Origin of the sequence: Plantactinospora sp. WMMC1484 (assembly GCF_049315195.1) — a bacterium.
GTDB lineage: Bacteria > Actinomycetota > Actinomycetes > Mycobacteriales > Micromonosporaceae > Plantactinospora.
In genome coordinates this window covers 4,696,913-4,723,311 of the sequence record NZ_CP186055.1, presented here as the reverse complement: position 1 = coordinate 4,723,311, position 26,399 = coordinate 4,696,913, and the positions used below count along the sequence as shown (strand labels likewise).

Genomic DNA, 26,399 nt, shown 5'->3' with positions numbered 1-26,399 from the left:
TCTTTCGACGGAAGAGGAAGAAGAAGTCCGATGCGTCCATCTACCCGATGTTCTGACGAGGCGGTAGACGACCCCGCGGCGCTGTCGGCCCGGACGGTGTTCGCGCGTGCCCTCGACCCGGAAAGTACGCCGCTGCCCGACGCACTGCGTTCGGCGATCGTGGCGGAGCTGGACGGCGCCGCCGGCCACGACACCGGTACGCGGGTCCGGACGGCCGACCTCGGCGCGTCGGTCACCGCGTGGGCCGACGCCCAACGGGCGCGCTTCGCGGCACTGTTCGCCACCGCCGAGCGCGCGGGCTGTGTCGACGTGCTCGTCCGCCGGGCGTCGCTGGCCTGCGCACCATTGGGCCTGCTGTCCGGCGCGTGGCTGCAGTGGCTGAGCGAGCCGGGCAACGCCGAGGAAGCGGTCACCATGCGGGTGCTGGCGCTCTTCGCCGGCGACGTCGGCGCCGGGCATCCGCGGGCGTCGCGGGGCGCCGCCTACCTGGCCCTCCTGCAGCACCTGCGGGTGGCGGTGCACGCGCAACCGGCCAGCCGGCTCGCGGGAGACCGGCGGATCTCCGACCGCTCGTTCTACCTCCCGGCCGTGGCGTTGACGATGAGCCGGCGACCCGACGCGTACCGGGGGGAGATCATCGGTCTTGATCTCTGCCTGCGTCAGGTCGGCACTCTCCCGCCACTGGACGGTGTCCATGACCGTATCCGGCACGCGATCGACTGGGTGGCGCTGGATCCGAGCCGGGCACGCACGCCAGGCCGACCGGCGGCGGTGGGAGAGGCCCGAGCCGTCGCGACCGCGTTCATCCAGTCCGCCGGTACGGGCGGCGCGGCCGCGGTCGAGCGCGGCTTCACCTGGGCCTTCGTCGCGCTTCGAACCTGGTGCGAGCAGGTGTACCAGGAGCTCGACGCCGCGCGCGACCCGGCCTTCGAGATGGCGGAGCTGGTGCGGTCCCGAGCCCGGGAGGCGTCGGCCTATCACGACCGGTTCCTCGTGCAGGGCCGACCGTTGCAGCAGTGGCTCGCCGAGGCGCGCACCGACCCGATCCCGTTCATGACCGCGCTGGCCAGCAGTCGCCTCGTGCGGCCGGGCAGGTCCGAGGCGAGCCGCCTGACCGGCTCTCTGGTCTCGGACAACGGCCCGATGTTCCGGGTGTTCCCGGACGACGACCTGGCGACGATCAGGCGGTGGATCGACGCGCTGCCGGCCGGCCCCGCGCAGCGCGCCCGGCCGTCCCTGCCGACCTGCCAGCCCGTCGTGCTCCGGTCGGAGCAGGACACTGCCCCCGACGACGGCGACGCGCCGGCGAACATCCGGCAGGCGTACACGTACCTGCTGCGGCGCACCGTCACGCCGGCCACCCGCCGGTACGCGCTGCGGTACGTCGGCAAGTGGCTCGCCCGCTCGCGGCACGGCATGAACCGGTCCGCCCGGTCGCTACCGGCGCGACCTCCGGCGGACGGCCTGCGGCCGTGGCTGCTCGACCAGCACGACCTGCACAACGACGAGTTCCATCACGGCCTGAGCGATCCGTTGCCGGAGCGCGCCGACCTGATCGACTCGACCCTGCAACTGGCGCCGCTCACCCTCATCGACGGCGCCTGGCTGGCCGGCTACACCGACTATCAGCTCGCCTCCTCCGAGCCCGGGCACTTCCTGTTCGAGACCTACTGGGACGAGCTGGGAAACGGTGACCTGGCCCTGAACCATCCGCTGATCTACCGCACCGTGTTGCGGCAGATGGGTATCGACCTGCCGCCGACCCGGTCGCCGGAGTTCGCGGCCTGGCCCGGGTTTCGGGACCAGTCGTTCGAACTGCCGGTCTACTGGCTGGCGATCGGTCGGTTCCCGCGCACGTTCGAGGCGGAGATCCTCGGCCTGAACCTGGCGATGGAGCTGTCCGGTGTCGGCGGCAGCTACCGTCGGGCCCGGCAGGCGCTCAAGGAGTACGGCTACAGCACCGTGTTCGTCGACATCCACAACACCATCGACAACGTCGCGACCGGACACTCCGCGTGGGCGGCCGACGCCATCGACGGGTACCTGGCGCAGCAGGCGCCGACAGCGCGCGCCCGCGTCTGGGACCGGATCCGGGCCGGATACCGCTCGCTGAACCCTCCGTCCGGATTCTGGGCACGCAACGCGGCTCGGCGCGCACGAATTGAGGTGCCATCGCATGTCTGACCTGGTCATCGGCATCTCCGCCTACTACCACGACAGCGCGGCGGCACTCGTCGCCGACGGCCGGCCGGTCGCGGCCGCGCAGGAGGAGCGGTTCACCCGCCGCCGCCACGATCCGGCGTTCCCCGCCCGGGCCGTCTCGTACACGCTCGGCGAGGTCGGTGCCACGCTCGCGGACGTGTCGGCGATCGCCTACTACGAGGACCCGGCGCTGAAGTTCCGCCGCGTCCTGGCCACCTACCTGGGCGCGGTCCCGTTCGGTCTGGCCTCGTTCCGGGACACCCTGCCCGGATGGTGGACGTCGAAACGGCGGATCGTCGATGTCGTGCGCCGCGAGTTGGAGGCGCTGGCACTGGGACCGGTACCGCGGATCATCTGCCGACGCCATCACGAGTCACACGCGGCGTCGGCATTCCTGGCCAGCCCGTACGAGTCGGCCGCTGTGCTGTGCATCGACGGTGTCGGCGAGTGGGCGACCACGTCGATCTGGCACGGGCAGGGCACCCGGCTCAGGCCGTTGGCCGAAATCCGGTTTCCGCACTCGCTCGGCCTGCTCTACTCGGCCTTCACCTACTTCTGCGGTTTCAAGGTCGATTCCGGTGAGTACAAGCTGATGGGCCTCGCCCCCTACGGCGAGCCGCGGTACGCCGACCTGATCCGCGAGCGGCTGATCCACGTCAAGCCGGACGGCTCCTTCCGCCTCAACATGCGGTACTTCGAGTTCCTGCGCGGCCAGGTGATGACCGGTCGCGGCTTCGAGAAACTGTTCGGCGGTCCGCGCCGGGAGCAGGAGAGCACGCTGACCCAGCGCGAGTTCGACCTGGCCGCATCCGTGCAACTGGTCACCGAGGAGGTCGTACTCAAGCTGGCCCGGACCGCACGGGCGCTGACCGGCGAGTCACGGTTGTGCATGGCCGGAGGCGTCGCGCTGAACTGCGTCGCCAACGGAAAGATCCTCGCCAACTCCATCGTCGACGAGATCTGGATCCAACCCGCGGCCGGCGACGCCGGCGGTGCGCTGGGCGCGGCGCTCGCGGTCGCGGTCGACCGGGGCGCCGGGCGCGTACACGCCGGCACCGGACTCGACGCGATGGCCGGATCACTACTGGGACCCGGGTACAGCGACGACGAGATCGCCGCCTACCTGACGGCGGGCGGGATTCCGCACCGCCGGCTCGAGCCGGCGGAGTTGGCCGCCGAGGTCGCGAAGGCGATCGCGGCGGGAAAGGTCGTGGGCTGGTTCCAGGGCCGGATGGAGTTCGGCCCGCGGGCGCTGGGCGCGCGGTCGATCCTCGGCGACCCGCGCGATCCGGCGACCCAGTCGGTCATGAACCTGAAGATCAAATTCCGGGAGTCGTTCCGCCCGTTCGCGCCGTCCGTGCTCGCCGACGACGCGAAGGACTTCTTCGACCTTCCGCAGGACAGCCCGTACATGCTCCTGGTCGCGCCGGTCGCCGAGGCGGCTCGCCTCGCCGTCGAGGCGGACTCCGGCCGCACCGGTCTCGATCTGCTCAACGTGCCCCGGTCGGTGATCCCGGCGGTAACGCACCTGGACTACTCCGCGCGCGTGCAGACCGTCCGCCGGCGGGACAACCCCCCGTACCACCAGCTGCTTCTCGCGCTGAAGCAGGAGATCGGCAGCAGCGTCGTGGTGAACACGTCGTTCAACGTCCGCGGCGAACCGATCGTGAACACGCCGCACGAGGCCTACAGGTGCTTCATGCGGACCGACATCGACATGCTCGCGCTCGGCGGATTCCTGTTGCAGAAGTCCGACCAGCCCGAGTGGAAGGAAGAAGTGGACTGGCGTACCGAAGTGCCCCTCGACTGACTGCACCCGCCTGCCACACCGGATGGATCCCTCATGCGCAAAGTCCTGCTCACGATCGCCTACGTCCTGCTCGTGATTCCGGCCGGCCTGGTGACCCGCGTCGTGCGTGATCCCATGCGCCGGTCCTGGTCGCGGGGACGCCGCAGCTACTGGCAGAACCCGGCCGGTTGACGCGGGTGCCGGTCACGCCGGGCTGAAGACCAGCTCGTCGGCGATCGTCCGCTCGATCGCGCGGACCGCGGCGAGCACCGCCTCCGGCCGCTCGGCCACGCCCTCCACCACACCGATCGTGCCCTGCGTGCCCTGTCGCCAGTCGACCCGGTCGCCGGGCGCGGCGATGCAGACGACCGAGAGGATGTCCGAGCGGTCCTCGAGGCCGGCCACGCGCCCCCAGGAGGTGAGCCGCCAGTCGCCGACCGGGGGCAGGATCTGGTAGCAGAACGCGACCGCGGCGGGCTCGCCGGCCGGCATCACCGGCCGGCGGCCGACGGCCACGTCGAACGCGATCCGGACCGCTTCCACGCCGTAGGACCGGTAGAGCATCGTCGCCACGTAGCCGCCCAGGCGGGCGTTCACCTCGATCACGACGGGCCCGTCGGCGGTCAGCTTCAGCTCGACGTGCATCCAGCCGTCCGCCAGGCCGAGCGCCCGGCAGGCCGCCTCGGCGACCCGGTAGGCATCCTCCTTGACCGCCGCGGGCAGCAGGCCGGGCAGGATGAAGCCACTTTCCCGGAACGGTTCCCGCAGCGGCAGCCGCGAGTTGAGCATCTGGTAGGCGACCGTGCCGCGCCACAGCAACGTCTCGACCGACACGTAGTCGCCGAGGTCGGGCCCGGCGACCGAGGGGCAGCCGACCAGCATCTCCTCGACGACGAACTGGTCGACCCCACCGGCGGCGAACGCCTCGGCGGCGAGCCGCAGCGCGTCCTGCGGATCGTCCAGGCGGTACACGTGCTGGCTGGCGGCGCCGCGGACCGGCTTGAGCACGGCCGGCGTGCCCACCGCGGCGAGTGCGTCCACCACCTGGTCGGGCCGGTCGAGCCGGCGGAACCGCGGCACCCGCAGCCCCGCATCGCGCAACAGTCGCCGCTGGACGTACTTGTCGGTGGCGGCCAGTGCCGCGCTCTCCGAGTGGTACCGCAGGCCGAGCCGGGACGCCAGCCGCGCGGCGAGCGGCAGGTCGCGATCGGAGAACGCCACGATGCCGGCCGGCCGGCGGGCCGCGAGCACCGCGGCTCCGGCCGCCTCGTCGGTCACGTCGACGACCTCACCGACCGCCGCCAGCAGCTCGGCCAGTCCGTTCGGCATGGCGTCGAGCGGCGCGGCGAACACCAGGTCGAAGCCGTCGGAGTCGGCGGCCAGCTCGATCGGCGTGGCGGCACCGGCGGTGTAGACCACGACCACGGTGGCTGTCATGCGCGCACCAGCGCGGCACCGCCGCGGTCCCAGGTCCAGCACCCGACGGCCTCGCGCGGGCCGTGCCCGTTGTCCGGCCGGGACGCGGCCCGTACCGCGGCGAGGATGTCCGGGGCGAAGCGGTACCGCTCGGCGAAGTCCGAACCGGCCACAGTCCACTCCCTCCACTCACGAGGCGCCCAACCGCCGACTCTGCTCAGTTAGACATCCGGGCGACGATGTCGGCAACCAACTCGGCCTCCTGGGACCGCAGGTAGAAGTGGTCGCCGTCGAACCGCCGCCAGGCGGCCGGTCCGAAGGTCAGCTCACCCCAGGCGGACAGTTCGGCCGGCACGTCGCCGGGGTCGCCGCTGCCCCCGTAGGCGACGATCGGGCAGCGCAGCCGCACCGGATCGCCGCGGTGGTAGGACAGCACCGCCCGGACGTCGGCCAGCAGCGACGGCAGCACCAGCTCACGCAGTTCCGGGTGGTCGAACACCGCCGGATCGCTCCAGCCGGACGCACGGGTTTCCGCCTCGACGGTGGCGTCGTCGAGCGCCTCCGGAACCGGCCTGGATCGGTGCGGGGCGAGCTGGCCGGATACGAACAGGCCCGCCGGATCCGGTCCGGCGCCGGACTCCAGCCGGACGGCGACCTCGTAGGCGACAAGGCCGCCCATGCTGTGCCCGAACAGGTACAGCGGCCGGTCGGCATACGGCGCGAGCGCCGGGACGAGCGCGTCGGCGATCGCCGGGACGGACGGCGAGCAGGGCTCGGCCAGCCGGTCCTGCCGGCCGGGGTACTGCACGGCGATCAGCTCCAGCCCGGCCGGCAGCCGGGCGGCCCAGGAGGTGTAGGCGCTGGCCGTACCGCCGGCGTGTGGCAGGCACACGAGGCGGGCTCCCGGATCGTGGCACGGGCGGGGCCGCCGCAGCCAGCGCGCCGAGGCGCCGAGGGTGCCGGTTGTCGTGGGTACGGTCATCGAGGACTCCCGTCATTGGCTGTTCCGGGGTCAGAATGCCCAGGTGTCTGTTTGCCAGGGATGCGTCTGGGACGAACTCGAGTTGGATGGTGCCCCGGCCGACGTGCCGGTCGCGATCGGTGGCCGGCTCGAGCCGGCCACGGTTCTGTGTAGCTACCGGCACGCCACCTACCCGATGCCGTCGGCATCAGCGGCCCAGACCGAGGCCAATCACTTTTTCTACGAGGATTCGGTGGCGGCTGGGAAGACCGTCGTGCTCGACTCGCCGCTGCCCGACCCGTACGCGTTGACCTGGTGGTCCCCGGACCCGCGACCGGTCATTCCGTACGGGCGGATGTACAAGTCGCGTGAGACCAGGAGGCTGGTGCGCTCCAAGCTGCCCTGGACCACCACCGCGAACCAGGCCTTCGACCAGGTGCTCGCCGAGTGCCGCCGGGACCGCAGTCCCGAGTGGCTGACCGTCGAGTTGTGCGAGTGCATGGTGGAGCTTCACAGGCAGGGCTGGGCGCACAGCGTTGAGGTGTGGGAACACGGCGAGCTGGTGGGCGGCACCGTCGGTATCGGCGCCGGCATAGTGTTCGGTCTGGACAGTTGCTTCCGGCGGCGATCCAACGCGTCGAAGGTCGCGATGCTCGACATGGAGCACCGGCTGGCCGGCACCGGCGTGACGCTGCTGGACGCCGAGTGGGACAGCGAGGTGAACCGGCGGCTCGGTGCCAGACCGATACCGCGGAAGGAGTTCCTCGCCGCCCTGGCCCACCGCGGCGATCCGGTCCGCCCGGCTGGCGGTGAGGAGGACGTACAGCGGCTGGCGTTCCCGCGCACGCCTCCGGAGTGAGCCGCTGACCCATAAACACGTGAGTCCCGCCCGTCCGGCCGCGTGGTCAGGATGGTCGAAGGCCGTGTGTCTTCGAAGGAACGGGGCTGATGCCAGTGCCGGTCGACATCTCTGGACCCCCAGTGGAAGGTGGCACATCCACCTGTGCGGAGCTGGACCCGGCCTGGGGCAGCGCCGTCGTACGGCTGCCGATCTCCGCGATCCGCGGGACCGACTCCCCGCGGTCGGCGGGCGTGGACATGGCGCACGCGCTGTCGCTGGCGCAGACCGAGGCGGACCTGCCACCGATCGTCGTCCACCGCCCGACGATGCGCGTCATCGACGGCATGCACCGGCTCACCGCCGCCCAGATCCGCGGCGAACGGACGATCCGCGCGAAGCTGTTCGACGGCGACGACGACGAGGCGTTCATGCTCGCCGTCCGGCTCAACGTGTCGCACGGCATGCCCCTCTCGATCGCCGACCGGCGAGCCGCGGCGGTACGCATCATCCGCACCCACCCGCAGCTGTCCGACCGGGCCATCGCCGTCACCGCCGGCCTGGCCGCGAAGACCGTCGGATCGCTGCGGCGCGAACTCGACGGCCCGCCGGTGCGGGCGCGGGTCGGCCGGGACGGCCGGGTCCGGCCGGTCGACGGGGCGGCCGGGCGGCGGGCCGCGGCCGAGCTGATCGCCCTCCACCCGGACGCGCCGCTGCGCCGGATCGCGCGGGACGCCGGCATCTCGGTGGAGACCGCGCGGAGTGTCCGTGCGCGTCTACGGGCCGGCGAGGACCCGGTGCTGGACCGGCGGACCCGGCCACAACGCGACGACCGGACGGTGAACCGGCAGATGACCGTGAAGCTGCCGGAGGCCGATCCCTCCGACGAGCTGAGGTCGCTGCTGGAGACCATTCAGCGGGATCCGTCGCTGCGCTACACCGAGTCGGGCCGGACGCTGCTGCGCTGGCTCGGTCCGCGGGTGCTGCTGCCCGACGAGATCCCGCTCTCGTTGCGCCGCATCCCGCCGCACTCCCGGCTCAACCTCGGCTCGCTGGCGAGGTCGTGCGCGGCGGCCTGGATCCAGCTCGCCATGGGGCTGGAGGCCGACTGAGAAACGCTGGCCGGGGCCCGTTCCGGCAGGCCGCACGTACCGGAGCCATCCGCCGTGGGCCGGCGTTCAGCGGGTCCGCGCCCGCGCTCCGCTGGAGACGGCCAGCCGGATCGTCAGCCAGATCCGGCGCAGGTACGGCAGCGGTGTGCCGGCGCTCGCGTACGCCCCCGGCCGCAACCCGATCCGGTCCGGGTGCACGCAGACCGGGATGCCCGACTCCGGAATGGTGCGAGAGCCCGTCCCGGGGTCGAAGCGGGTCGACGACGTCGGCCGCTCCTCGACGTCGAACGAGCCCACCCGGAACCGCCGGATCGGGCAGGCCAGGCAGTACGCCGGCCGCCTCTGCGCGCCAGTCATCTCGGTTCCGCACCGCTCATCCGGCTGGCGAGGTCGGCCACGGTCGGCGCCTCGAAGAGGGTACGCAGGGCGACCGGGCGTGCGGCGGTCTCGCTGAGCCGGTTGACGACGGCGACCGCCAGCAGCGAGTGGCCGCCCAGTTCGAAGAAGTTGTCCCGCCGCCCGACCCGGGGCACGGCCAGCACCTCGGCCCAGACCGCCGCGATCGTCTCCTCCAGCGCTGTCCCCGGCGGCTCGTACTCGGCCGCGCCGGCCCACTCGGCCTCGTCGTCCGGTCGGGGCAGCTGCCGCCGGCTCAGCTTCCCGCTCGGCGTGCGCGGCAGTTGCGTCACCGTCTGGTAGGCGGCCGGCACCATGTAGTCCGGCAGGCGCTCGGCCAGGAAGGCGCGCAGTTGGCCGGCCGGTGGGGCGTCCGCGTCCGGCACCACGTAGGCGACCAGGCGTCGATCGGCGACGCCGTACCGGTGGGCGGCTACGGCACACTCGCGCACTCCCGGGCAGCCGGTGAGGACCGCCTCGATCTCGGCGACTTCCACCCGGAACCCACGGATCTTCACCTGGTCGTCGCCGCGGCCGAGGAACTCCAGCCGCCCGGCCGCGTTCCAGCGGACCCGGTCGCCGGTGTGGTACATCCGGGCGCCCGTGACGAACGGGTCGGGCAGGAACCGCTCCGCGGTCAGCCGCGGCTGCCCCAGGTAGCCGCGGGCCAGCGCGATGCCGCCGACGAACAGTTCGCCGGCCACTCCGGGCGCCACCGGCCGCAGGTAGGCGTCGAGCACGTACGTGCGCACGTTGTCGAAGGGCCGGCCGATCGGCGGCAGCGCCGGCCAATGCGCGGGTTCGTGGTCCAGCTGGTGGGAGGTGGCCAGGTGCACCTCGATCGGTCCGTACTGGTTGTAGAGGGTGCAGCCCGGCAGCTGCGCGAAGAAGGCCCGGATCGCCGCCGTGGCCTGCAACTGCTCTCCCGCGGTGAGCACCGCGCGCAGCGAGCGCGGAATCCGGTCGAGGCGGACGGCCAGTTCGGCAAGCCCGCGCAGGGCCACGAACGGCATGAAGATCCGCTCGATCCCCTGTTGCTCGATGACGTCGAGCAGCCGTTCGAAGTCGTGCCGGACGTCCTCTCCGACCAGCACGAGCGGGTCGCCGACCGACAGGGTGGTCACCATCTCCTGGTAGAAGATGTCGAAGCTGAGCGCGGCCCACTGCAGGGTGCGTCCCCGGCCGGCCGGCCCCTGCCGCCGCTGCCACTGCACCTGGTTGTGCAGGGCCCGGTGTGACATGGCCACGCCCTTGGGTCGGCCGGTGGACCCGGAGGTGTAGAGCACCCAGGCGATGTTGGCCGGGTCGGCCAGGTTCGGCGGGCTCGTGGCGCTGGTCGGCGTGCCGATCGTGTCGAGCGCCAGCACCGGCGCCGGGCCGGTGGCCCGGTCCGGTTCGCGCCGGGCGCGGATCAGCAGCCGCAGGGCCGCGTCCTCGGCGATCAACTGCTGGCGGGCGATCGGGTACGTCGGGTCGATCGGGACGCAGGCCCCGCCGGCCTTGAGCACCGCCAGGTTGGCGACCACCACGTCGAGCGAGCGGTGCAGCGCGATGCCGACCCGTTCGTCAGGGCCGACGCCCAGCTCACGCAGGTGCCAGGCCAGAGCGTTCGCCCGCTGGTCCAGCTCGCGGTAGGTCAGCGTCCGGCCGTCGAACACCACCGCGGTGGCATCCGGTGTCGCGGCGACCTGCCGCTCGATGAGCTGATGCAGGCAGAGGCCGTCGTCGAACGGGTGGGACGTGTCGTTCCAGACCTCGATCACCTCGTGTCGCTGCGCGGCGGTCATCAGAGGCAGATCGTCGATCGGTACGTCCGGGTCGGCGGCCACCCCGCAGAGCAGGGTGACCAGGTAGCCGGCGAGGCGCCGCATGGTGGCCCGCTCGAACAACGCGGTCTGGTACTCCATGCCGACGTGCAAGTCCCCTGCCGCGTTCTCCCAGGTGCTCAGCGTGAGGTCGAACATCGCCTTGCGTTCGTCCGACTCGATCGGGGTGACGCGCAGCCCGTCGAGCAGGTCGAACTCCTCGGCCACCAGGTGGGTGAAGAGCACCTGGAACAGCGGCTGTACGGCCAGGTCCCGTTGCGGGCGCAGTTCGGCCACCAGCCGGTCGAACGGCACGTGCCGGTGCTCCAAGGCCTCGAGCAGCCGGGGCCGCAGCTGGTCGAGCAGGCCGGTGAAGGTCGGGCGCCCGGCCAGGTCGGCCCGTAGCACCACCGGGTTGACGAAGTGGCCGATGTTGGCGGCGACGTCCGGGTGCGCCCGCCCGTCGGTGATCATTCCGACGCTCACGTCGGTCTGCCCGCTCCACCGGTACAGCAGCGTGTGAAACGCCGCGAGCAGCACGGTGAACATCGTGGTGCCCTCGCGCCGGGCAAGCCGGCGCAGCCCGTCGGTCAGCTCGGTCGGTACCGGCACCTGGACCAGTTCGCCGGCAAGTTCGGCGACCGCCGGCCGAGGCCGGTCGGTCGGCAGGTCGAAGACGTGCGGCGCCCCGGCCAGCCGCTGCTTCCAGTAGTCCAGGTGACGCTTTGCCTCGGCACCGCCCCGCCGCTGCTGCCACAGGACGTAGTCGGCGTACTGCATGGCCAGCTCGGGCAGCGGTGACGGCGCCCCGCTGCGGTACGCCGCGTAGAGGGTGCGCAGCTCGTGGAAGAGGATGGCGTACGAGGCCCCGTCGATCACCAGGTGGTAGGAGCGGATGACCAGCACGTGTTCGGCCGGGCCGAAACGGATCAGCTCGGTGCGGAAGTTGCCCGCCTTGGAGATGTCGAACCGGTACCCGGCGTACATCCGCTTCCGCTCGGCCAACCACCGGTCCTGCTCGGCGGCGGAAAGGGCGGACACGTCCAGGACGGTGAAGCGGGGATCGCCGGCCGGCTCCACCACCTGGACGCCGATTCCGTCGCGCGCCGGGAACGCGGTCCGCAGGATCTCGTGCCGCCGCACGATCTCCGCGAGCGCCGACCGCAGCGACGCCACGTCCAGGTCGCCGGTGATGCGGTACAGGGCCGTCTGGTTGTACGCCGGCCCCAGCAGGCCCATTTGGTCCAGGAACCACATGCCCCGCTGGTGTTCGGACAGCGGGATGGTGTCCGGTCGGGTCGCCGGTGCCGGGTCGGCGCGCATCGCGGCGATCACCTCGTCGCGCCGTTCGCGAAGCACGGCCAGCCGCTCGCCGTCGAGCGCGCCGGCCGGCCGGTACCGCAGCTTGCCGTCCTGCAGCCAAAGCTGGATACCGGCCAGGCGCAGTTCCGCCAGGAAGTCGGAGATCGCAAGCACGGGCTGGGCCCCTTTCTCGGCGGTGTGCTGATCCAGCGGCGCCGGCTCAGCGGGCGCTGCGCGGGCGCAGGTCGGTCCAGTGGTCCTCGACGTAGTCCAGGCACGCCTGCCGGCTGTCCTCGGCACGCGCGATCCGCCAGCCGGCCGGTACCGCCCGGTGGCTCGGCCACAGCGAGTGCTGGTCCTCGTCGTTGACGAGCACCAGGAACCGGCCCTGCGGGTTGTCGAACGGGTTCACAGCATCGACTCCTTTTCCAGCAGTGGTGCGGACGCGGCGGCCGCCCGCGGCTGACGGTCCCGGGACGCCCGAGACCGCGGATAGACCAGGGGCAGCAGCAGGCCGGGCATCAACGTGGTCACCAGCGCCATCAGGACCATCAGCGAGTACAGCCGCTGATCGAGCACTCCGATCTGGAAACCGACCGACAGGACGATCAGCTCGGTGAGCCCGCGGGTGTTGACCAGCAGCGCCAGTGCGGCACTGTGCCGGCTGGTCACCCGGGCCAGCCGCGCGGCCCCGAAGACGCCGGACATCTTGCCGCCGACCGCGACCAGCAGGATCAGCAGCAGCAGACCCACCCCCCGGCCATCCATCGCGGACAGATCGACGGCGAAGCCGGCCACCACGAAGAAGGGGGGTAGCAGTACCCTGCGGTCGATTCGTTCGATCCACGGCAGTACCCGCGCGCGCAGGGTCGGTGCGCCCGCCCGGGGCATCACCGCGCCGAGCAGGAACGCCCCGAAGATGTGGTGCAGTCCCATCCACGAGGTCGCGGTGGACGACAGCACCAGGGCGGCGGCGATCGTGAGCAGCAGGCCGGCACGCAGGCTCATCAGGGTGACCGGTCCGGGAACGCGGGTGACCGGCGGACGGGCCGCCAGCCTGGCCAGCAGCGGCCGCACCAGCCCGACGAGGATCGCCACGAATGGCAGCACCAGCAGGACCCGCCACGGTGGTGTGTCCCCGCGCGAGAGCGCCACCAGGACCGCCAGCATCGACCAGGCCAGGACGTCGCCGACCGCCGCCGTGGCGAGCGCCAGGCCGCCGATGGGGGTGTCGACCAGATCGCGGTCGGTCAGGATCCGGGCCAGTACCGGAAATGCGGTTATCGACATCGCGGTGCCCATGAAGAGGCAGAACAGCACCGCGGACCGGCCGGACCGGTCACCGACCAGACCGACCGCGAACAGGGTGCCGAGGACGAACGGCACGACCGTCGAGCCCAGCGACAGCATGACGGCGATCCGGCCGTGGCCGCCCAGGCCGCCGTCGGCCAGGTGCAGTCCCACGAGGAACATGAACACGCAGATTCCGACGGTGGACAGTGCCGCGAGCGCTGGGCGGATGTCGGCGGGAAACAGCTCCCTTGTGATCGCGCCGTGAAACAGGGTCGGGCCGAGCAGGATGCCGCCGATGATCTCGCCGATCACCTCCGGTTGGCCGAACCGCCGGCACAGCAGGCCCAGGAGGCGGGCGACCACAACGATCACGACGAGTGCGCGGAGGAGCGCCGCGACCGTGTCGATGTCCACCCGCCTCTCCCCCATTCGCCCAGGATGGGTCGACGGTAGGCAACGCGGCACGCGGCGGCGCAGTCACGTGAACCGGCGACGCTCCGGTGTCGAGGGATGCTACGAGCAACTTCGTTTCGGATTCACGTCCCTGATTGACGCGACCGGCAGTTGCCCTGGACATGTCAGAGGATGACCGGGGTTTGCATCATCCAGCAAACGGTCGTGGCCTGGCCCGACGATGCGACGACCTTCCGATGCAGATGCCTGCGGAGGTTCCGTGATTCGGATAGACGTACTGGTCAGCTGTCCCGTCTACCTCGTCGGGCTCTACCAAGTCCTACACAACACCGGCATAGCCATCGTCTCCGTCCGCACCACACCCACCGAAGAACCCTCATGGCTCGCCGACATCGCCATCCTCGACGCCGACGCCCTACCCCCCACCGACACCCTCCACACCATCACCCGAACCGCCCGCACCACCCCCGTCCTCATCCTCCTCAGCGACTGGTCCCTACCCACCCACCAATACCTACAAGCCGGCGCCACCAACGCCATCAACAAACGCGAAACAGCCGACAACCTCATCAACGCCATCCGAACCGTCACCACCGGCAACCCCACCACCCCCCACACCCACACCACCCCCACCCCCCAACAACCACACCAACCCAACCCCAACCTCTCCGAACGCGAAGAACAAGTCCTCCACCACATCTCCCACGGCCTCACCCACGGACAAATCGCCACCCGACTCGGCATCAGCCCCCACACCGTCGACACCTACGTCAAACGCATCCGCGCCAAACTCGGCGCCGGCAACAAAGCCGAACTCACCCGCGCCGCACTCCTCAGCCGGCTCACCACACCCGTCACCGACAAGGTCGCCTAACCGCTGGGAGCCCTGCATGAGCAGCACCGCTCGACCAACCGAAGAGCAGGTCGTGGCTGAACTGCACGCCGTGGAGCAGCGGCGGCAGCGTGCGCTCGTGGAGGCGGACCTGGACACCCTCGCCGACATCTTCGACGACACGCTGGTGTACACCCACGCACACGGCGTCACACACACCAAGGCGCAGCTGCTGGAGCACACCGCCAACCGCCGCCCCTACCTCGACATCACCCGGGGCGAGCTGCTGATCCGGCTGTTCGGCGACGTCGCGGTCATCACCGGGCCGCTGACCAACCTCGTACGCACACCCGACGGCGGGGCGCGCACCCTCGCGGGCGTGGCCACCCAGGTCCTGCGCCGCGACGAGCACCACCGCTGGCGGTTCGTCAGCTCCCAGACGACCCCGTACGGCGAGCAGAGGTAACCCGATCCCGGTACGAACAGTACGGAGGTAGGCATGAGCGTCACGAATGGGGTACACGGCGACCGGCGAGGGCTTGACGAGGCATCGCTCGGACCCTTCTCGTACGGGGTCACGTTGGTGGGCAGAGCGCAGGTCACCAACCCGTCCGGGGCGGGGCTCGCGCGGCACATCGCGGACGTGGCCGCGTACGGCGACCACGCGTTCCTGACGGTCTACCGGGAGCCGACGTGTGAGCGCACGGGCGCGTACGTCATCAACATCAGCGACCCGAAGGCTCCCTTCGAGGTTCAGAGCGCGTTCATCGAGAGCTTGCGGGGCAACTACGCCGGCGAGGGTCCGTGCGTGATCGAGATGGACAACGAGCATTTCCGTGGTGCGCTCCTCATCCACCCCAACGAGATCTATGCCAAGGCTGACGCGCCCGACCCGACCGGGCCGCGCCAGCGCGGCGGCATCAACATCTGGGACGTCTCCGACGCCGAGCACGCCCAGTTGCTCGCCGCGCACGCCGGCGACTACACCGGTCCGGATGGCGAGCCGGTGGACCAGGCCCTGGCCGCGTACTACACCTGTGCCTGGACGGACGACACCACCGGCCGCACCTACGTCGGGTTCGTCACCGACAAGCCCACCAGCGACATCTGCATCATGGAGATCACCGATCCGCGTAACCCGGTGATGGTCCACGCCCTCGACCTCAGGGTGGCGCCGTTCAATCTCGCTCCGGACCATTCGCGGGGCCTCACCTCGCTGTTCGGGCACGCCGTCGAGGTGCGCCGGATCGGTGACCGGTTCGTCATGTCCGCCACCTACTGGGACGGCGGGTACGTGCTGCTCGACGTGACCGACCCGACGCCCGGCAACGTCTCGCTGATCGCCCGCACCGAGTACCCCGAGTTCGACGAGGAGCGGGCCAAGCACGGGCAGCGGATCTCGCCGGAGGGCAACGCCGAGCACTGCGACCTGTCCACCGACGGCGGGTACCTGGTGGGTGTCGACGAGAACTACGAGTCGTACCGCCTGCTCGGCAGGATCACCTCGGGTCCCTACGCCGGCACGGAGTACATCGCGGCCTGGAGCCCGGACACGGCGCCGGTCGATGCCGACAATCCGATCTCCGGTACGCCGGTCTTCGTCGGTCTGGGCTGGCCGGGGAGCGTGCCGCCCGGTCGTGGGATCGCGCTGTTCGAGCGGGACGCCTCGATCCTCACCGGCGGGTCGGCGGCCGGGTACACGTTCCAGGAGAAGCTGGACGCGATCGTCGAGGCCGGCTACAGCGCGGGCATCGTCTTCAACCATCAGGGGCCGGACGCCCTGCAGCAGTTTCCCACGGCCGCCAAGGGCACCATTCCGTTGATGTTCGTCAACCGCCTGACGGGTCTGCGGCTGCTCGGCGTGCCCGGCGTGACCGAGGAGACCGCCGGCACGACCCCGACGCCGGAAACGCCGGACGTCTGCGCCACCGACGTCGAGTCGGTGTTCGTCGGTTGGGGCTACCTTCGGCTGTTCCGGAGCGACATCCCGGCCAGCGGCGCCGGCTCGATCACCCAGATCGACACGTACGCGATCCCCGAGTCGCAGGATCCGAGGTTCGCGACCGGTGCCGGCGACCTGTCGGCGTCCCACGTGGCGATCGACCCGGATCGCAACCTCGTGTACGCCACCTTCTACGCGGGCGGGCTGCGGGTGCTGAGCTACGGCGACGACGGCCTGCGGGAGGTCGGCGCCTTTCGCGAGCCCGGCGTCGACCTCCTGGGAGTCAAGGTACACAAGATCGGCGGGAAGAACTACGTCCTGGTCACCGACCGGAACTTCGGCCTCTACATCTTCGACGTCTGATTCCGCGCCACGTGCGCGCCGGTGGCGGGTCCGGCAGGGGACGCGTCACCGGCGTGGTGTGTGGCACGCGAGCCGCCGGATCGATCGGCGGCGGTGCGTGGCAGCGGCGACAGCGTCAGCCACGACGTCGAGGCGGCGAGCCCCGCGGCGGCCACGAGCAGCGCGCCGCGCGGCCCGAGCCAGCTGCCGAGGGTGCCGCCGAGCAGGCCACCGAGCGGCAGGGTGCCCCAGGCGAGGAAGCGGTTGCACGCCTGGACCCGGCCCAGCAGGCGGTCGGGGCAGGTGGCTTGGCGGTAGCTCACCTGAAGGACGTTGTAGAGGGTGCCGCCGTAGCCGACGACCAGCCAGCCGAGCAGGAACAGCAGCAGCCGCGCCCCGTCCCGGCCGCTCAGTGGCAGCAGCAGCGCGAACGGTTGGGTCACCAGCAGCGACAGCCAGGTCGCACGCGGCTGGCCGAGGACAGCGACCCAGCGTCGGGCGGTGGCCGCGCCCAGCACGCCGCCCACGCCGGAGGCCGCCAACAGGATCCCGACCACGAACGGCGACAGGCCGACCACCCGCACCAGGAAGATGACGAGCTGGCTGGCCGCCGCGGCCATGAAGAGGTTGGCGCTCGACGTACACAGTGCGATGGCGCGCAGGATCGGGTCGGTGAGGACCAGCCGCATGCCCTCGCCGATCTCCGCCAGCAGGTGCCGCCGGGGTGTGGCCGGCGCGGGCGGCTCGCGGTGGCGCATCCGGAGCAGGGCCGCCAGCGACGCCACGAACGTGGTCGCGGTGACCAGCATCGCGCCGGCCGCCCCGAGCAGTCCGACCAAACCGCCGGCGAGACCGGGACCCGTGGCCGCCGCGGCGGCGTTGCTGGTCTGAAGCCGCGAGTTCGCCTCGACGACGTGGCCGGTGCCGACCAGCCGCGGCAGGAACGCCTGCTGTGCCAGTTCGGCGCAGGCGGTGGCGATACCGACACCGAGCACGACGGCGAACAGCGCGGCCAGGTTGAGCAGACCGGTCAACGCACCGATCGCCGCGCCGGCCAGCAGTAGTGCGCGCGCGACGTCCGCCCCGACCATCAGCCGCCGGCGCCGGATTCGGTCCACGAGCGCGCCGACCGGCAGGCCGACGAGCAGGATGCCGGCGCTCTGCACGGCGGCGAGCAGCCCCAGCTCCCACGGCGAGGCGGCCAGCACGCTTATGGCCAGTAACGGCAGGGCCACCGAACCGATCCGGGTACCGAACTGGCCAGCCGTGTTGGCGGTCCACAACAGACCGAAATCGGTTCGTACGCGCTCGACGATCACCACACGACAGGGACCTGCGTGGGGGCGCGCGCGAGCAGTCCCTTCTTCCACCCCAGGTCGACGGCCGGCCTGGCCAGGCTCAGCCGCGGCCAGCGCCGGCTCATCGCGCCGAGGACCACCTGCAACTCGGCCCGCGCCAACGACGACCCCACACAGTGGTGGATGCCGGGTCCGAAGGCGAGGTGCGGGTTGGGGGAACGGGACAGGTTGACCGACTCCGGGTCGGCGAACACCCGGGGGTCGCGGTTGGCGGCGGGTAACGACACCACGACCGGCGCCCCAACGGGTATACGCACCCCGGACAGCGTCACGTCGCCGGTGGCGACACGCGCGAAGCTGACCCCGGTCCCCTGCGCGAGGTACCGCAGCAGCTCCTCGACCGCGCTGGCGACGATGTGCGGTTCGGCGGACAGGCGCGCCCAGTGCGAAGGCGTCTCCAGCAGCGTCACCACGGCGTTGCCGATCATGTTGGCGGTGTTTTCGTGACCCGCGATCAACAGGGTGCCGGCGAAGGTGACCAGCTCCAGCTCGGTGAGCCGGCCGTCGACGTCGTGCGCGTGAATCAACGCCGAGAGAAGGTCGCCGGACGGACGGGTGCGGCGCTCCTCGATCAGGTCGCACACGTAGTCGGAGAAGTCGTCGAGGGCCTGCCGGACCTGCTCGGGCCGGTAGGCGGTACTGGACATGATCGGGTCGACCCACTGCCGGAACGTGGTGCGGTCCTCGACCGGTACGCCCAGCAGCTCGCAGATGACCAGGAGCGGCAGCGGCAGGGCGAGCAGCGGCACGAGGTCCGCCGGTGGCCCGGCGGCTTCGACGTCGTCGAGCAGCTGCTCGGTGAGCGCCGTGATGCGTGGGCGAAGGTTGTTGACCCGGCGCGTGGTGAACGCGGAGGTGACGATCCGGCGGAGCCGGTCGTGCTCGGGCCGATCCGTCATCAGGATCGACGCACTGCTGCCGGGCTCCGGGGTCATCCGCGGCACCTGTGCACCGCACGCGGCGGCGCGGCTGAACAGCGGGTCGGACAGCACGCGACGTACGTCTTCGTAGCGGGTCACCAGCCATGCGGCCTCGTCGCCGTAGGGCAGCCTGATCGGGCAGACCGGCGTCGACTCCCGTAGTTGCCCCAGGCGCGCGTCGAGGTCGTTGCCGGATGCCGGGCTGAACGGATACGCCGCCGGCGAACCGTCACCGGTCATCGGATCTCCTCAGATTCGGTGGTGTTCGTAGCGGGGCGGCTCGCCGGCTGAGAGCCGCCCCTGTGACTACTCGGCCTCGGCCGGCGGCCTCGGCCTCGGCTTGACGCGGAAGTTGCCCGCGGCGAGATGACGCATCGTGCCCTCCTTTCAGCTCGGGGGTTTCACAAGCGACCGAGCGAACTCGATCGCCGTGGCCAGCTGTTGGTCCTCGACGACCAGGCGTTCCGTCAGCAGGCACGGCCCCACCGGTGTCGATGCGATGTCGCCACCGGGCCGCGGATGGACGCGCACGGTGCCGCCGCCGGCTCCGGGGTCCAGCGGGTAGCCGTAACGAAGGCGGTGCACGCCGGGCCGGCCGGGGCGACGCCGGGCCTTCTCCTCGCGCGCCAACGGTCCCAGGACCTCGAAGATCCGCTGCCAGCGAGCGGAGACCGGCACCCACTCGCGGGTCCCACCGATGAGCCGGCGCAGTTCCGGTGCCAAGGCGTAGGTCGCCGCGGCATCGCTGACCGCCTCGATAACGTCGTCGCCCAGACGCCGCTCCAGGACGGCAGCAAGGGTGAGCAGGTCGAGACGGTCCTTGACCCGGAATCGGCGTTGGAACCGCTCCTCGGCCACCGCCAGCAAGTTGGCCAGGTCCTCGTCGCCGGGGGCGGTGACGCGCAGCGGCACCCCGCGAAAGTCGCCGCCGAACGCGAAGGTGGTGACGTCGGCGCCCATCGGCTTGTCCAGGAACGGTTCGCTGGCCGGCCATTTGACCGCCACCATGATCTGGAGCGGACCGGTTCCACGGTCGAGGACGCTGACACCTTGGACAGCGGCGTCGAACCTGGACCGCAGGTCCCGCACGCACTCCCACAGCGGCGCTTCGCCGGGCGCGACGAGGTCGACGTCGCCGGACTGTCGCAGCAGCGGCGCCGGTAGGTGTCGAGCGATCCGCTCACCCTTGAGCACCCCGAGGCCATGAGCGGCGGACAGATCGGCACCGAGGGCGTGCAGGTCCGCCGTGCGCTGCCGGACGCGCGCCAGGTATGCCTGGGGCTGTGCCCCCAGCCGAACCCCGCGAGCCTCCATCGTGGACAGCCAGGTCGCCAGGATCCCGCCGCGGTTGGCCAGCTCAGCGACGCGCCAGGCCGGCAGGTCGCACGTCGCGCCGAGCAGGCGATCGACCACCTCGAGGTCGGTCGGTGCCGGTGCCCGGACCTCGTGGAGAACCGTCATTCCCAGGAAAGGCAGAAGGGATGACCGGCCGGATCGGTGTAGACCCGGAACCCGGTGCGCGCGGCCGGATCGTCGACCGCCCTGACCAACCGCCCGCCGAGCTTGACCACCTTTTCGTGCGCGGCATTGAGGTCGTCGAGGTAGAAGTCGAGATGGACCTGCTGCGACCAGCCGTCCTCCGGCCACGTGGGCGGCACGTGGTCCGGCGCGAGCTGGACGGCCAGGTGCCACTCCCCGTCGACCCAGATGTTGTGCCACGTGTCCTTCGCCTCGACGGTGCCGTCCAGGAACCCAGCCCAGAACGCGCTCTCCGCATCGATATCCGTCGCCTCGAAGACGATCGTCCGGCGCTTGAACATCACAAGGCCAACCCCTCCCCGACCGGCATCCCTGATCCGCAAACACATTCTGGCCCCTACCGTGGCGCGCGGCAGGCCGCGCGATGCCCCACGTTCTGGGGAGTCGCGGCCCGCGACGACGACAACCCGCGAGGCGTCGGCCTGCTCCGCCACCTCGACCGCCGCCGCGGGACCCAGTTCGGGTCGTGGTCGAAGTCGTCGGTGAGCCGGGTCGGGCCAGATGGTCTACCTCGCCGCTCACCTCGGCCGCGCGCTGCGCGCACTGATCAGCCGGGCCGGGACATGACGATCAGCCCCAGGCACATCTCGTCGCTGGTGCCCTCGCCCCAGACGACGTACCGGGGCGGCAGGTTGCGCAACTGGGGGACGCGCTTGCGGAGTGTGACGTCGTGAGTACAGGTGACCCGGTAGACGTCGCCGGGCTCGACCGCGACCGGCTGCGGCAGCGGCCGGTTGGCCTGCTGGTCGAAGTCGTACGCCGGGATGTCGAGCAGGGTCCGCGCCTCCGGGGTGCCGGGGTTGAGTTCGACCTTGATCGCGCTGCCGAGCAGGTGCATGTGGCCGGCGGCCGCGTGCACCAGACCCGCCGCGGTGACCGGATGGTCGCAGTGCTGGGTGTTGCCGGGGACCGGGGCACGACCCCGGTTGCAGTACGCGTTGAGCTGTTCCGCCTCCCCACCGGCCTCGGCACCGAACCGGCGCCGCACGTCCCGCACCGCGGCCCCGCGGTCGCAGAGCTCGCCGCGCTCGTCGGCCGCGCAGGGTAACTCGACAGGGGCCGGCAGCAGCTCGGTGACCAGTGGCTCCACCGCGCCGGAACCGTCGACCAGGCGCAACCGGATCCCGGACCGGTCGGTGTCGTCCACGCCGGCCCGGACGTCGACGAGGTTGTAGTGCACCTGCATCACGAGTTGGCTGCCCGGCGGCATCGGATGGCCGAGACCCGGCGAGAGCAGCGTCTCGTCCGCCCCCGGCGCCCAGTGCGCCACCCAGGAGGCGTCGCCGATCCCGGCGTTGCCGAAGCAGGTCCAGCCGTCACCCGGAGTCTCGGCGTCGAGCTTGCGGGCCGGGGCCGCGTCGACCGGATCGAGCCGGAAGAAGATGGCATGGTGCACCATGCCGGCGTTCTGCGGCAGGAACTGGCTGCCGGTCAGGTACGCCTGCTCGGTCAACCCGGGGTCGACCAGGAAACAGCGGTATTCGTCGGTGCCGCCGTTCGGCGCCGACGGGCGGTACGGCCGCGCCATCTCGAGGTGCACGAAGCGCTCGCCGGTGCGGAGCGGTGCCGCCGGCGGAATGTCGAGCCGGCCGTGCGCGCCGACGGAGGAGCCCGGCGGCTCCGGGGGCGGCCCGCCGCCGGGATCGGCCCCGCAGGAGGTGACGAGGAGCGTGGCGGCCAGTGCGGCGGCCACGGTGACGAGCGGGCGGTGGTGGTGTCGGCGCACGTTCTGCATAACGTCGGGCACCCATCCAGGATCCGGGTCGGGTGGCAACTCCCTCCGGCTGGACCCCGGGTTCCGGAAAGAGCACGGTTGTTCCGAGACGAACTCGGGACAACCGGAGTTTCGGAGGAAACTCGTCAGCACCCGCAGAGCCGTCCCGGGCGGGCGGCGTAACATACCGGCCCGTTGGTTGAACCTTTCTCGCTCGACAGCCGAACTACCAGGAGTATCGGCCGGACGAAGGGACTTCGCTGTGCGTCACAGGGCATTGTGCTGGTTCGCCACCCTGGTCACCGCCGCGGTCGCGGGTACGACCCTCGGTGCCGGAGCCGCGAGCGCCGACGTGGCCCTGACACCGCAACAGGCCGTACAGGGTGAGGGGGCGAAACTGACCTTCCGGTTGACCGAGGACCGGGCGCCGGCGTACACCACCCGGATCGAGTTGCAGATGCCGGAGTCGGCGCCGGTCGCCGAGACGTACCCGATGTCGGACCCGACCTGGGCGCCCCGGATGACGATGCGCAAGCTCGACGAGCCCCTCGGCGGGATCCACCACGGCGGGCAGGTCACCGAGGTGGTCTCGACCATCGTCTGGACCCGCGCCGCCGCGCCCGCGCCGGGCGGTGGTCCGGCCGAACTGGTCATCTCGCTCGGCCCGATGCCGCAGACCGACCAGATGACGTTCAACCTGGTGCAGACCTACTCCGACGGCCACGTGACGAACTGGAACCAGCCGCCCTCGGCCGAGGTGCCCCGGCCGCCCTTCCCGGCACCTGTGCTGACCCTGGTCGCGCCGCCCGCCGCCGACCCGGCCGGTCCGGGCGCGCCCGACGACGCCGCGGCGCCCGACGAGGAGACCGGCGACGGCTCCAACTCGCTCGCCATCGGCCTGGTCTTCGGCCTGCTCCTCGGGCTCGCCGTCGCCGCCTGGCTCTATCTGCGCCGCCCCCGCCCCGAGCCGGGCGAGACCGGCCCTGCTGGCGGGCGGTCCGGACCCGGCGGGCAGCAGACCGCAGGATCCGACGGGCAGCCGCCGGCGGGACCGGAGACCGGCACACCCGCCGAGCCGACCGGCACGACGGCCCCGCCCACCGGCACGCCCGACGAAACGGAAACGACCGGCACGCAGGCACGGCCCGGCGACCGCGCGGCGAGCGGGTGGCGGCTGCGGGAGTGACCCTCTGGACGGCCGCCGAGCGGTTGCCACGCTCGGCGGCCGCCGCTCAGCCGGCGGAGTCCGACTCCTCGGACTCCTCGTCGGGCTGCGGGGTCTCGCCGCGCCGCAGTACCGCCTCGGGGGCGCAGAGCACCGTAACCCGGTAGCTGAGGCCGAGGTTGGAGAAGATCTGCCCGCGCAGGCCGAGGCAGAGCCCGACTCCGGGCAGCCCCTCCGGATGCTCGAAGAACTCGGCGACCGGCTCGGTGACGATGCCGACCAGGCCCTGCGTACGCAGCGCGGTGCCGGCCACCTGGAGCAGTCCCACGCTGACCTGCACCTCGACGTCGTCGAGCCGGTCGAGGTCGTACCAGTGGGTATCGGGGAGGAAGAGCTGCGACTCCACGTTCCGCTGCCGGTAGTCGGGCCCGAGCTGGCCGCTCTCGGCATCGGGGCGGTCGCCGATCCAGGCCATCCCCGCGTAGTCGCTGCGCAGCCGCCGCGCGTCGATGTAGAAATCGGTCACGACGGTGTCGAGGCGTGGCTGGGCGACGAGGTGCACATCTGCGTCGGTCACCCGGGGGACCCTAGCATCGCCGGGCGCGGCCGAGACCCCGACCACCCGCGCCGCCACCTGGGGGGTTTCCGCCCGTCACGGGCGGGCGTTTCCGCCGGGACCGGGGAGTTCGCCCCGCACGTTACCCTGGGGTCCCCGCTGGACGGGTCCGTCGCACTGGGACCAAAATGTGCGTGGACCGGGCGCCGGCGGTCGACCGCGGGAACGGATGCCACCGGTCGCCACGGTGAACGGTGCTGGACGCTGATCGGGGACGCACATGGGCAACATGGGGCAGATGCAGCGGGCGCACGCGCAGCAGGTGCACGCCCGGCAACGCGCATCGACCACCCCCTACCAGCAGCACCAGCAGATGCTCTGGGAGGCCGAGCACGCCCGCCGGGCCGCCGAGCGGGCGGCGGAGGCGGACGAGCGCGAGCGCAGGCGCCTCTACGTCGAGGCGCGGACCGCCAGGGTCAAGGCGGCCAACGCCAACCTCCAGTCCCAGGTGGACGAGCTCGACAACCTGCTCCGGACGACCCTCGCCATCGACGACCACATCGACCTCGGACGACTCAAGCGGCAGCCCAGCCATCCCGAGTTCACACCGGGTGAGCTCGGGATGCCGCTGCGGGCACCAGACTGGCGGCGGTTCGCGCCACCCGCACCGAACGCGCTCGGCAAGATGTTCGGTGGCGAGGCGCGCTACCAGCAGATGCTGGCCGAGGCGGAGCAGGCCTTCGAGAAGGCCAAGGCCAAGCATGCGGCCGGCGAGGCGGCCCGGCAGCAGCGGCTCGCCCAGGCCCGGCGCAAGTACGACGAGCATTGCCGACACCTCGACGCGGAGGTCGCCGACCACAACGCCGAGATCGACAAGTTCGGCGCGGAGCTGGCCGCCGCCGAGCCGAACGCCGTGGTGAAATACTTCGGCCTGGTCCTCGGCAACTCGGTCTATCCGGAGGACTTTCCGCAGCGCTACCGGCTCGCCTACGTGCCCGACTCCAAGCTGATCGTGGTGGAATACCTCCTCCCCACCGTCGCGGCCGTGCCGAAGATCCGGGAGTACCGCTACGTCAAGGCCAGCGACGAGGTGCAGACGGTGGCCCGCACGGCGGAGGAGATCCACCACCGGTACACGGACGTGATCACCCAGGTCGCGCTCCGCACCGTGCACGAGCTCTTCGAGGCCGACCGCGGCCGGCTCGTGGAGACGATCGTCTTCAACGGCATCGTCGAGACCACCCATCCCGGCACCGGGCAGGCGGTCCGGCCCTGCCTGGTGACCCTGCGGACCAGCCGCGACGCCTTCACCGCGATCAACCTGGCCAAGGTCGACCCGGCGGCCTGCCTGCGCCACCTCCGCGCCACGATGTCACCGCGCCCCGAGGATCTGGTCGAGGTACGCCCGGTGCTGGAGTTCGACGTGGTCGACCGGCGCTACGTCGACGAGGTGGACGTGCTGGCCGACCTCGACCACCGGCCCAACCTGCACAAGCTGACCCGGACCGAGTTCGAGGATCTGATCCGGACCCTCTTCGGCAAGCTCGGGCTGGAGATCAGGACGACCCGGGCGGCGCCGGACGGTGCCGTCGACTGCGTGGCGTTCGACCCCCGCCCGATCTTCGGCGGCAAGGTCGTGATCCAGGCCCGGCGGCACCGGACCACCATGGACGTCTCGGCGGTCCGGGATCTCTTCGGCACGGTGCTGGGCGAGGGGGCCACCAAGGGCATCCTCGTCACGACCAGCGGTTACGGCCCGGACTCCTTCGAGTTCGCCTCCGGCAAGCCGCTCGAGCTGATCGACGGTTCCAACCTGCTGCACCTGCTCGCCGAGCACGCCGAGATCCGCGCACGGATCGACCCCAACGAACGCTGACGCCGCCGGTACGTGTGAGCACCCGGTCGGTGCGGGCCGGCACGCTCAGTGCGGGGCGCTGCCGGTCAGTGCGGGCGGTGCCGCTCAGTGCGGGGCGGTGCCGTCGATGCCGGATGTGGCGTGACGGCGGTCGTACGCGGCACGGGCGGCGGCGATCGCCGGCCGGTGCCGTTCCGCCCACCTCGTCAGCAGCACCAGCGACTCGTAGAGCTCCCGGGCCATCTCGGTGGCGACGTACTCCACCCGGGGCGGGACGGTGGGATAGGTGGTCCGGACCAGCAGACCGTCGCGTTCGAGGTTGCGCAGGGTGAGGGCGAGCATCCGCCGGCTGATCCCCTCGACCGAGCGCTCCAGCTCGGTGAAGCGGGTCGGACCCCGGCTCGCCGCGATGATGATCCCGATGCTCCACTTCCCGCCCACCCGGTCCAGGACGTCCCGGACGGTACAGGCGCCGAGCTGATCGGCTGCGCAGGACTCCTCCCCCGCCCCGACCGCTCCCTCCGCGTCCGGGCCGGGGCCCGGAACCGGAGCGGGGCCCGGAGCGGGGCCCGGAGCCGGGTTCCGCTCGGTCATGGTGCGCCTCCTCGCCCTCCGACGGCAATGGTCACATGCTGCGGAACCACCCAC

General features: G+C 71.5%; 24 protein-coding genes. 10 read left to right on the top strand and 14 right to left on the bottom strand.

Annotated elements, in window-relative coordinates:
- The first annotated feature begins 96 nt into the window (after positions 1–96).
- Genes ACN28C_RS20675 through ACN28C_RS20665 form a run of 3 tightly spaced genes read left to right on the top strand, consistent with a single transcriptional unit; the run spans position 97 to position 4,183 of the window.
- The gene (locus ACN28C_RS20675; RefSeq protein WP_422769186.1) at positions 97–2,184 is read left to right on the top strand and encodes an iron-containing redox enzyme family protein; all 2,088 of its coding nucleotides are present in this window, start codon (positions 97–99) and stop codon (positions 2,182–2,184) included.
- Positions 2,177–4,012 (top strand): carbamoyltransferase, encoded by a 1,836-nt coding sequence (locus tag ACN28C_RS20670; protein ID WP_422769185.1) that lies wholly within the window; start codon positions 2,177–2,179, stop codon positions 4,010–4,012. The genes ACN28C_RS20675 and ACN28C_RS20670 overlap by 8 nt, the downstream gene beginning before the upstream one ends.
- 33 nt (positions 4,013–4,045) lie before the next feature.
- Complete coding sequence (locus tag ACN28C_RS20665; RefSeq protein WP_422769184.1) at positions 4,046–4,183, top strand: hypothetical protein; 138 nt, start codon at positions 4,046–4,048, stop codon at positions 4,181–4,183.
- A gap of 12 nt (positions 4,184–4,195) precedes the next feature.
- Here the strand turns inward: ACN28C_RS20665 and ACN28C_RS20660 are convergent, their stop codons facing one another.
- The 3 genes from ACN28C_RS20660 to ACN28C_RS20650 are packed head-to-tail and all read right to left on the bottom strand — an operon-like array spanning position 4,196 to position 6,389.
- Positions 4,196–5,428, bottom strand: coding sequence for an ATP-grasp domain-containing protein (locus ACN28C_RS20660; protein ID WP_422769183.1), 1,233 nt, complete (start codon positions 5,426–5,428; stop codon positions 4,196–4,198).
- Positions 5,425–5,580, bottom strand: a complete 156-nt coding sequence (locus ACN28C_RS20655; protein WP_422769182.1) for a hypothetical protein — start codon at positions 5,578–5,580, stop codon at positions 5,425–5,427. Before ACN28C_RS20655 ends, ACN28C_RS20660 begins: the two co-directional genes overlap by 4 nt.
- 44 nt (positions 5,581–5,624) lie before the next feature.
- Complete coding sequence (locus ACN28C_RS20650) at positions 5,625–6,389, bottom strand: thioesterase II family protein (protein WP_422769181.1); 765 nt, start codon at positions 6,387–6,389, stop codon at positions 5,625–5,627.
- A gap of 43 nt (positions 6,390–6,432) precedes the next feature.
- On the opposite strand from ACN28C_RS20650, the gene ACN28C_RS20645 reads away from it, so the two are divergent.
- Together ACN28C_RS20645 and ACN28C_RS20640 are read left to right on the top strand one after the other, a co-directional pair.
- Positions 6,433–7,227: a leucyl/phenylalanyl-tRNA--protein transferase gene (locus tag ACN28C_RS20645; RefSeq protein ID WP_422769180.1), complete on the top strand. Its 795-nt coding sequence runs from the start codon at positions 6,433–6,435 to the stop codon at positions 7,225–7,227.
- Positions 7,228–7,349: 122 nt separating this feature from the next.
- Positions 7,350–8,318 carry a ParB N-terminal domain-containing protein gene (locus ACN28C_RS20640; RefSeq protein ID WP_422769179.1) on the top strand — a complete coding sequence of 323 codons (969 nt, stop codon included), beginning with the start codon at positions 7,350–7,352 and terminating at the stop codon, positions 8,316–8,318.
- Positions 8,319–8,384: 66 nt separating this feature from the next.
- Here the strand turns inward: ACN28C_RS20640 and ACN28C_RS20635 are convergent, their stop codons facing one another.
- The 4 genes from ACN28C_RS20635 to ACN28C_RS20620 are packed head-to-tail and all read right to left on the bottom strand — an operon-like array spanning position 8,385 to position 13,543.
- Positions 8,385–8,675, bottom strand: coding sequence for a hypothetical protein (locus ACN28C_RS20635; RefSeq protein WP_422769178.1), 291 nt, complete (start codon positions 8,673–8,675; stop codon positions 8,385–8,387).
- A complete protein-coding gene (locus ACN28C_RS20630; RefSeq protein WP_422769177.1) occupies positions 8,672–11,995 on the bottom strand; it encodes an amino acid adenylation domain-containing protein in 3,324 nt (1,107 codons plus the stop codon). The genes ACN28C_RS20635 and ACN28C_RS20630 overlap by 4 nt, the downstream gene beginning before the upstream one ends.
- 46 nt (positions 11,996–12,041) lie before the next feature.
- A complete protein-coding gene (locus ACN28C_RS20625; protein ID WP_421493238.1) occupies positions 12,042–12,233 on the bottom strand; it encodes an MbtH family protein in 192 nt (63 codons plus the stop codon).
- The gene (locus ACN28C_RS20620) at positions 12,230–13,543 is read right to left on the bottom strand and encodes a cation:proton antiporter (protein WP_422769176.1); all 1,314 of its coding nucleotides are present in this window, start codon (positions 13,541–13,543) and stop codon (positions 12,230–12,232) included. Before ACN28C_RS20620 ends, ACN28C_RS20625 begins: the two co-directional genes overlap by 4 nt.
- A 244-nt stretch (positions 13,544–13,787) precedes the next feature.
- On the opposite strand from ACN28C_RS20620, the gene ACN28C_RS20615 reads away from it, so the two are divergent.
- From ACN28C_RS20615 to ACN28C_RS20605, 3 genes are read left to right on the top strand one after another with little or no spacing between them, the layout of a single operon-like run.
- Positions 13,788–14,402 (top strand): DNA-binding response regulator, encoded by a 615-nt coding sequence (locus tag ACN28C_RS20615; protein ID WP_422769175.1) that lies wholly within the window; start codon positions 13,788–13,790, stop codon positions 14,400–14,402.
- A 16-nt stretch (positions 14,403–14,418) separates the two neighbouring features.
- A complete protein-coding gene (locus tag ACN28C_RS20610; RefSeq protein ID WP_422769174.1) occupies positions 14,419–14,826 on the top strand; it encodes a nuclear transport factor 2 family protein in 408 nt (135 codons plus the stop codon).
- Positions 14,827–14,859: 33 nt separating this feature from the next.
- Positions 14,860–16,665, top strand: a complete 1,806-nt coding sequence (locus tag ACN28C_RS20605; RefSeq protein ID WP_422769173.1) for a hypothetical protein — start codon at positions 14,860–14,862, stop codon at positions 16,663–16,665.
- On the opposite strand, the gene ACN28C_RS20600 is transcribed toward ACN28C_RS20605, so the two are convergent.
- From ACN28C_RS20600 to ACN28C_RS20580, 5 genes are all read right to left on the bottom strand, one after another.
- A complete protein-coding gene (locus tag ACN28C_RS20600; protein ID WP_422769172.1) occupies positions 16,647–17,963 on the bottom strand; it encodes an MFS transporter in 1,317 nt (438 codons plus the stop codon). The two genes, ACN28C_RS20605 and ACN28C_RS20600, sit on opposite strands and share 19 nt — an antisense overlap.
- Positions 17,960–19,162 carry a cytochrome P450 gene (locus tag ACN28C_RS20595; protein WP_422769171.1) on the bottom strand — a complete coding sequence of 401 codons (1,203 nt, stop codon included), beginning with the start codon at positions 19,160–19,162 and terminating at the stop codon, positions 17,960–17,962. The genes ACN28C_RS20600 and ACN28C_RS20595 overlap by 4 nt, the downstream gene beginning before the upstream one ends.
- A 147-nt stretch (positions 19,163–19,309) precedes the next feature.
- On the bottom strand, positions 19,310–20,383 hold the full coding sequence (locus ACN28C_RS20590) for a hypothetical protein (protein ID WP_422769170.1): 1,074 nt from the start codon (positions 20,381–20,383) through the stop codon (positions 19,310–19,312).
- Positions 20,380–20,895 carry a VOC family protein gene (locus ACN28C_RS20585; RefSeq protein WP_422769169.1) on the bottom strand — a complete coding sequence of 172 codons (516 nt, stop codon included), beginning with the start codon at positions 20,893–20,895 and terminating at the stop codon, positions 20,380–20,382. The genes ACN28C_RS20590 and ACN28C_RS20585 overlap by 4 nt, the downstream gene beginning before the upstream one ends.
- Before the next feature lie 113 nt (positions 20,896–21,008).
- Entirely contained in the window at positions 21,009–22,208 is a 1,200-nt protein-coding gene (locus tag ACN28C_RS20580) for a monooxygenase (protein WP_422769168.1), read from the bottom strand.
- 229 nt (positions 22,209–22,437) lie between these two features.
- On the opposite strand from ACN28C_RS20580, the gene ACN28C_RS20575 reads away from it, so the two are divergent.
- Complete coding sequence (locus ACN28C_RS20575) at positions 22,438–23,361, top strand: YcnI family protein (RefSeq protein ID WP_422769167.1); 924 nt, start codon at positions 22,438–22,440, stop codon at positions 23,359–23,361.
- 46 nt (positions 23,362–23,407) lie between these two features.
- Here the strand turns inward: ACN28C_RS20575 and ACN28C_RS20570 are convergent, their stop codons facing one another.
- Entirely contained in the window at positions 23,408–23,917 is a 510-nt protein-coding gene (locus ACN28C_RS20570) for a hypothetical protein (RefSeq protein WP_422769166.1), read from the bottom strand.
- 277 nt (positions 23,918–24,194) lie between these two features.
- On the opposite strand from ACN28C_RS20570, the gene ACN28C_RS20565 reads away from it, so the two are divergent.
- Positions 24,195–25,772 carry a restriction endonuclease gene (locus tag ACN28C_RS20565; RefSeq protein ID WP_422769165.1) on the top strand — a complete coding sequence of 526 codons (1,578 nt, stop codon included), beginning with the start codon at positions 24,195–24,197 and terminating at the stop codon, positions 25,770–25,772.
- An 84-nt stretch (positions 25,773–25,856) separates the two neighbouring features.
- Here ACN28C_RS20565 and ACN28C_RS20560 read toward each other — a convergent pair whose 3' ends face one another.
- Positions 25,857–26,345 (bottom strand): winged helix-turn-helix transcriptional regulator, encoded by a 489-nt coding sequence (locus ACN28C_RS20560; protein WP_422769164.1) that lies wholly within the window; start codon positions 26,343–26,345, stop codon positions 25,857–25,859.
- Positions 26,346–26,399 lie beyond the last annotated feature (54 nt).

Bases quoted from the DNA above. Each gene is read 5' to 3' on its own strand.
- ACN28C_RS20670 (WP_422769185.1), top strand. From the start codon at position 2,177: ATGTCTGACCTGGTCATCGGCATCTCCGCCTACTACCACGACAGCGCG.
- ACN28C_RS20665 (WP_422769184.1), top strand. From the start codon at position 4,046: ATGCGCAAAGTCCTGCTCACGATCGCCTACGTCCTGCTCGTGATTCCG.
- ACN28C_RS20660 (WP_422769183.1), bottom strand. From the start codon at position 5,428: ATGACAGCCACCGTGGTCGTGGTCTACACCGCCGGTGCCGCCACGCCG.
- ACN28C_RS20650 (WP_422769181.1), bottom strand. From the start codon at position 6,389: ATGACCGTACCCACGACAACCGGCACCCTCGGCGCCTCGGCGCGCTGG.
- ACN28C_RS20635 (WP_422769178.1), bottom strand. From the start codon at position 8,675: ATGACTGGCGCGCAGAGGCGGCCGGCGTACTGCCTGGCCTGCCCGATC.
- ACN28C_RS20620 (WP_422769176.1), bottom strand. From the start codon at position 13,543: ATGGGGGAGAGGCGGGTGGACATCGACACGGTCGCGGCGCTCCTCCGC.
- ACN28C_RS20610 (WP_422769174.1), top strand. From the start codon at position 14,419: ATGAGCAGCACCGCTCGACCAACCGAAGAGCAGGTCGTGGCTGAACTG.
- ACN28C_RS20605 (WP_422769173.1), top strand. From the start codon at position 14,860: ATGAGCGTCACGAATGGGGTACACGGCGACCGGCGAGGGCTTGACGAG.
- ACN28C_RS20595 (WP_422769171.1), bottom strand. From the start codon at position 19,162: ATGACCGGTGACGGTTCGCCGGCGGCGTATCCGTTCAGCCCGGCATCC.
- ACN28C_RS20590 (WP_422769170.1), bottom strand. From the start codon at position 20,383: ATGACGGTTCTCCACGAGGTCCGGGCACCGGCACCGACCGACCTCGAG.
- ACN28C_RS20565 (WP_422769165.1), top strand. From the start codon at position 24,195: ATGCAGCGGGCGCACGCGCAGCAGGTGCACGCCCGGCAACGCGCATCG.
- ACN28C_RS20560 (WP_422769164.1), bottom strand. From the start codon at position 26,345: ATGACCGAGCGGAACCCGGCTCCGGGCCCCGCTCCGGGCCCCGCTCCG.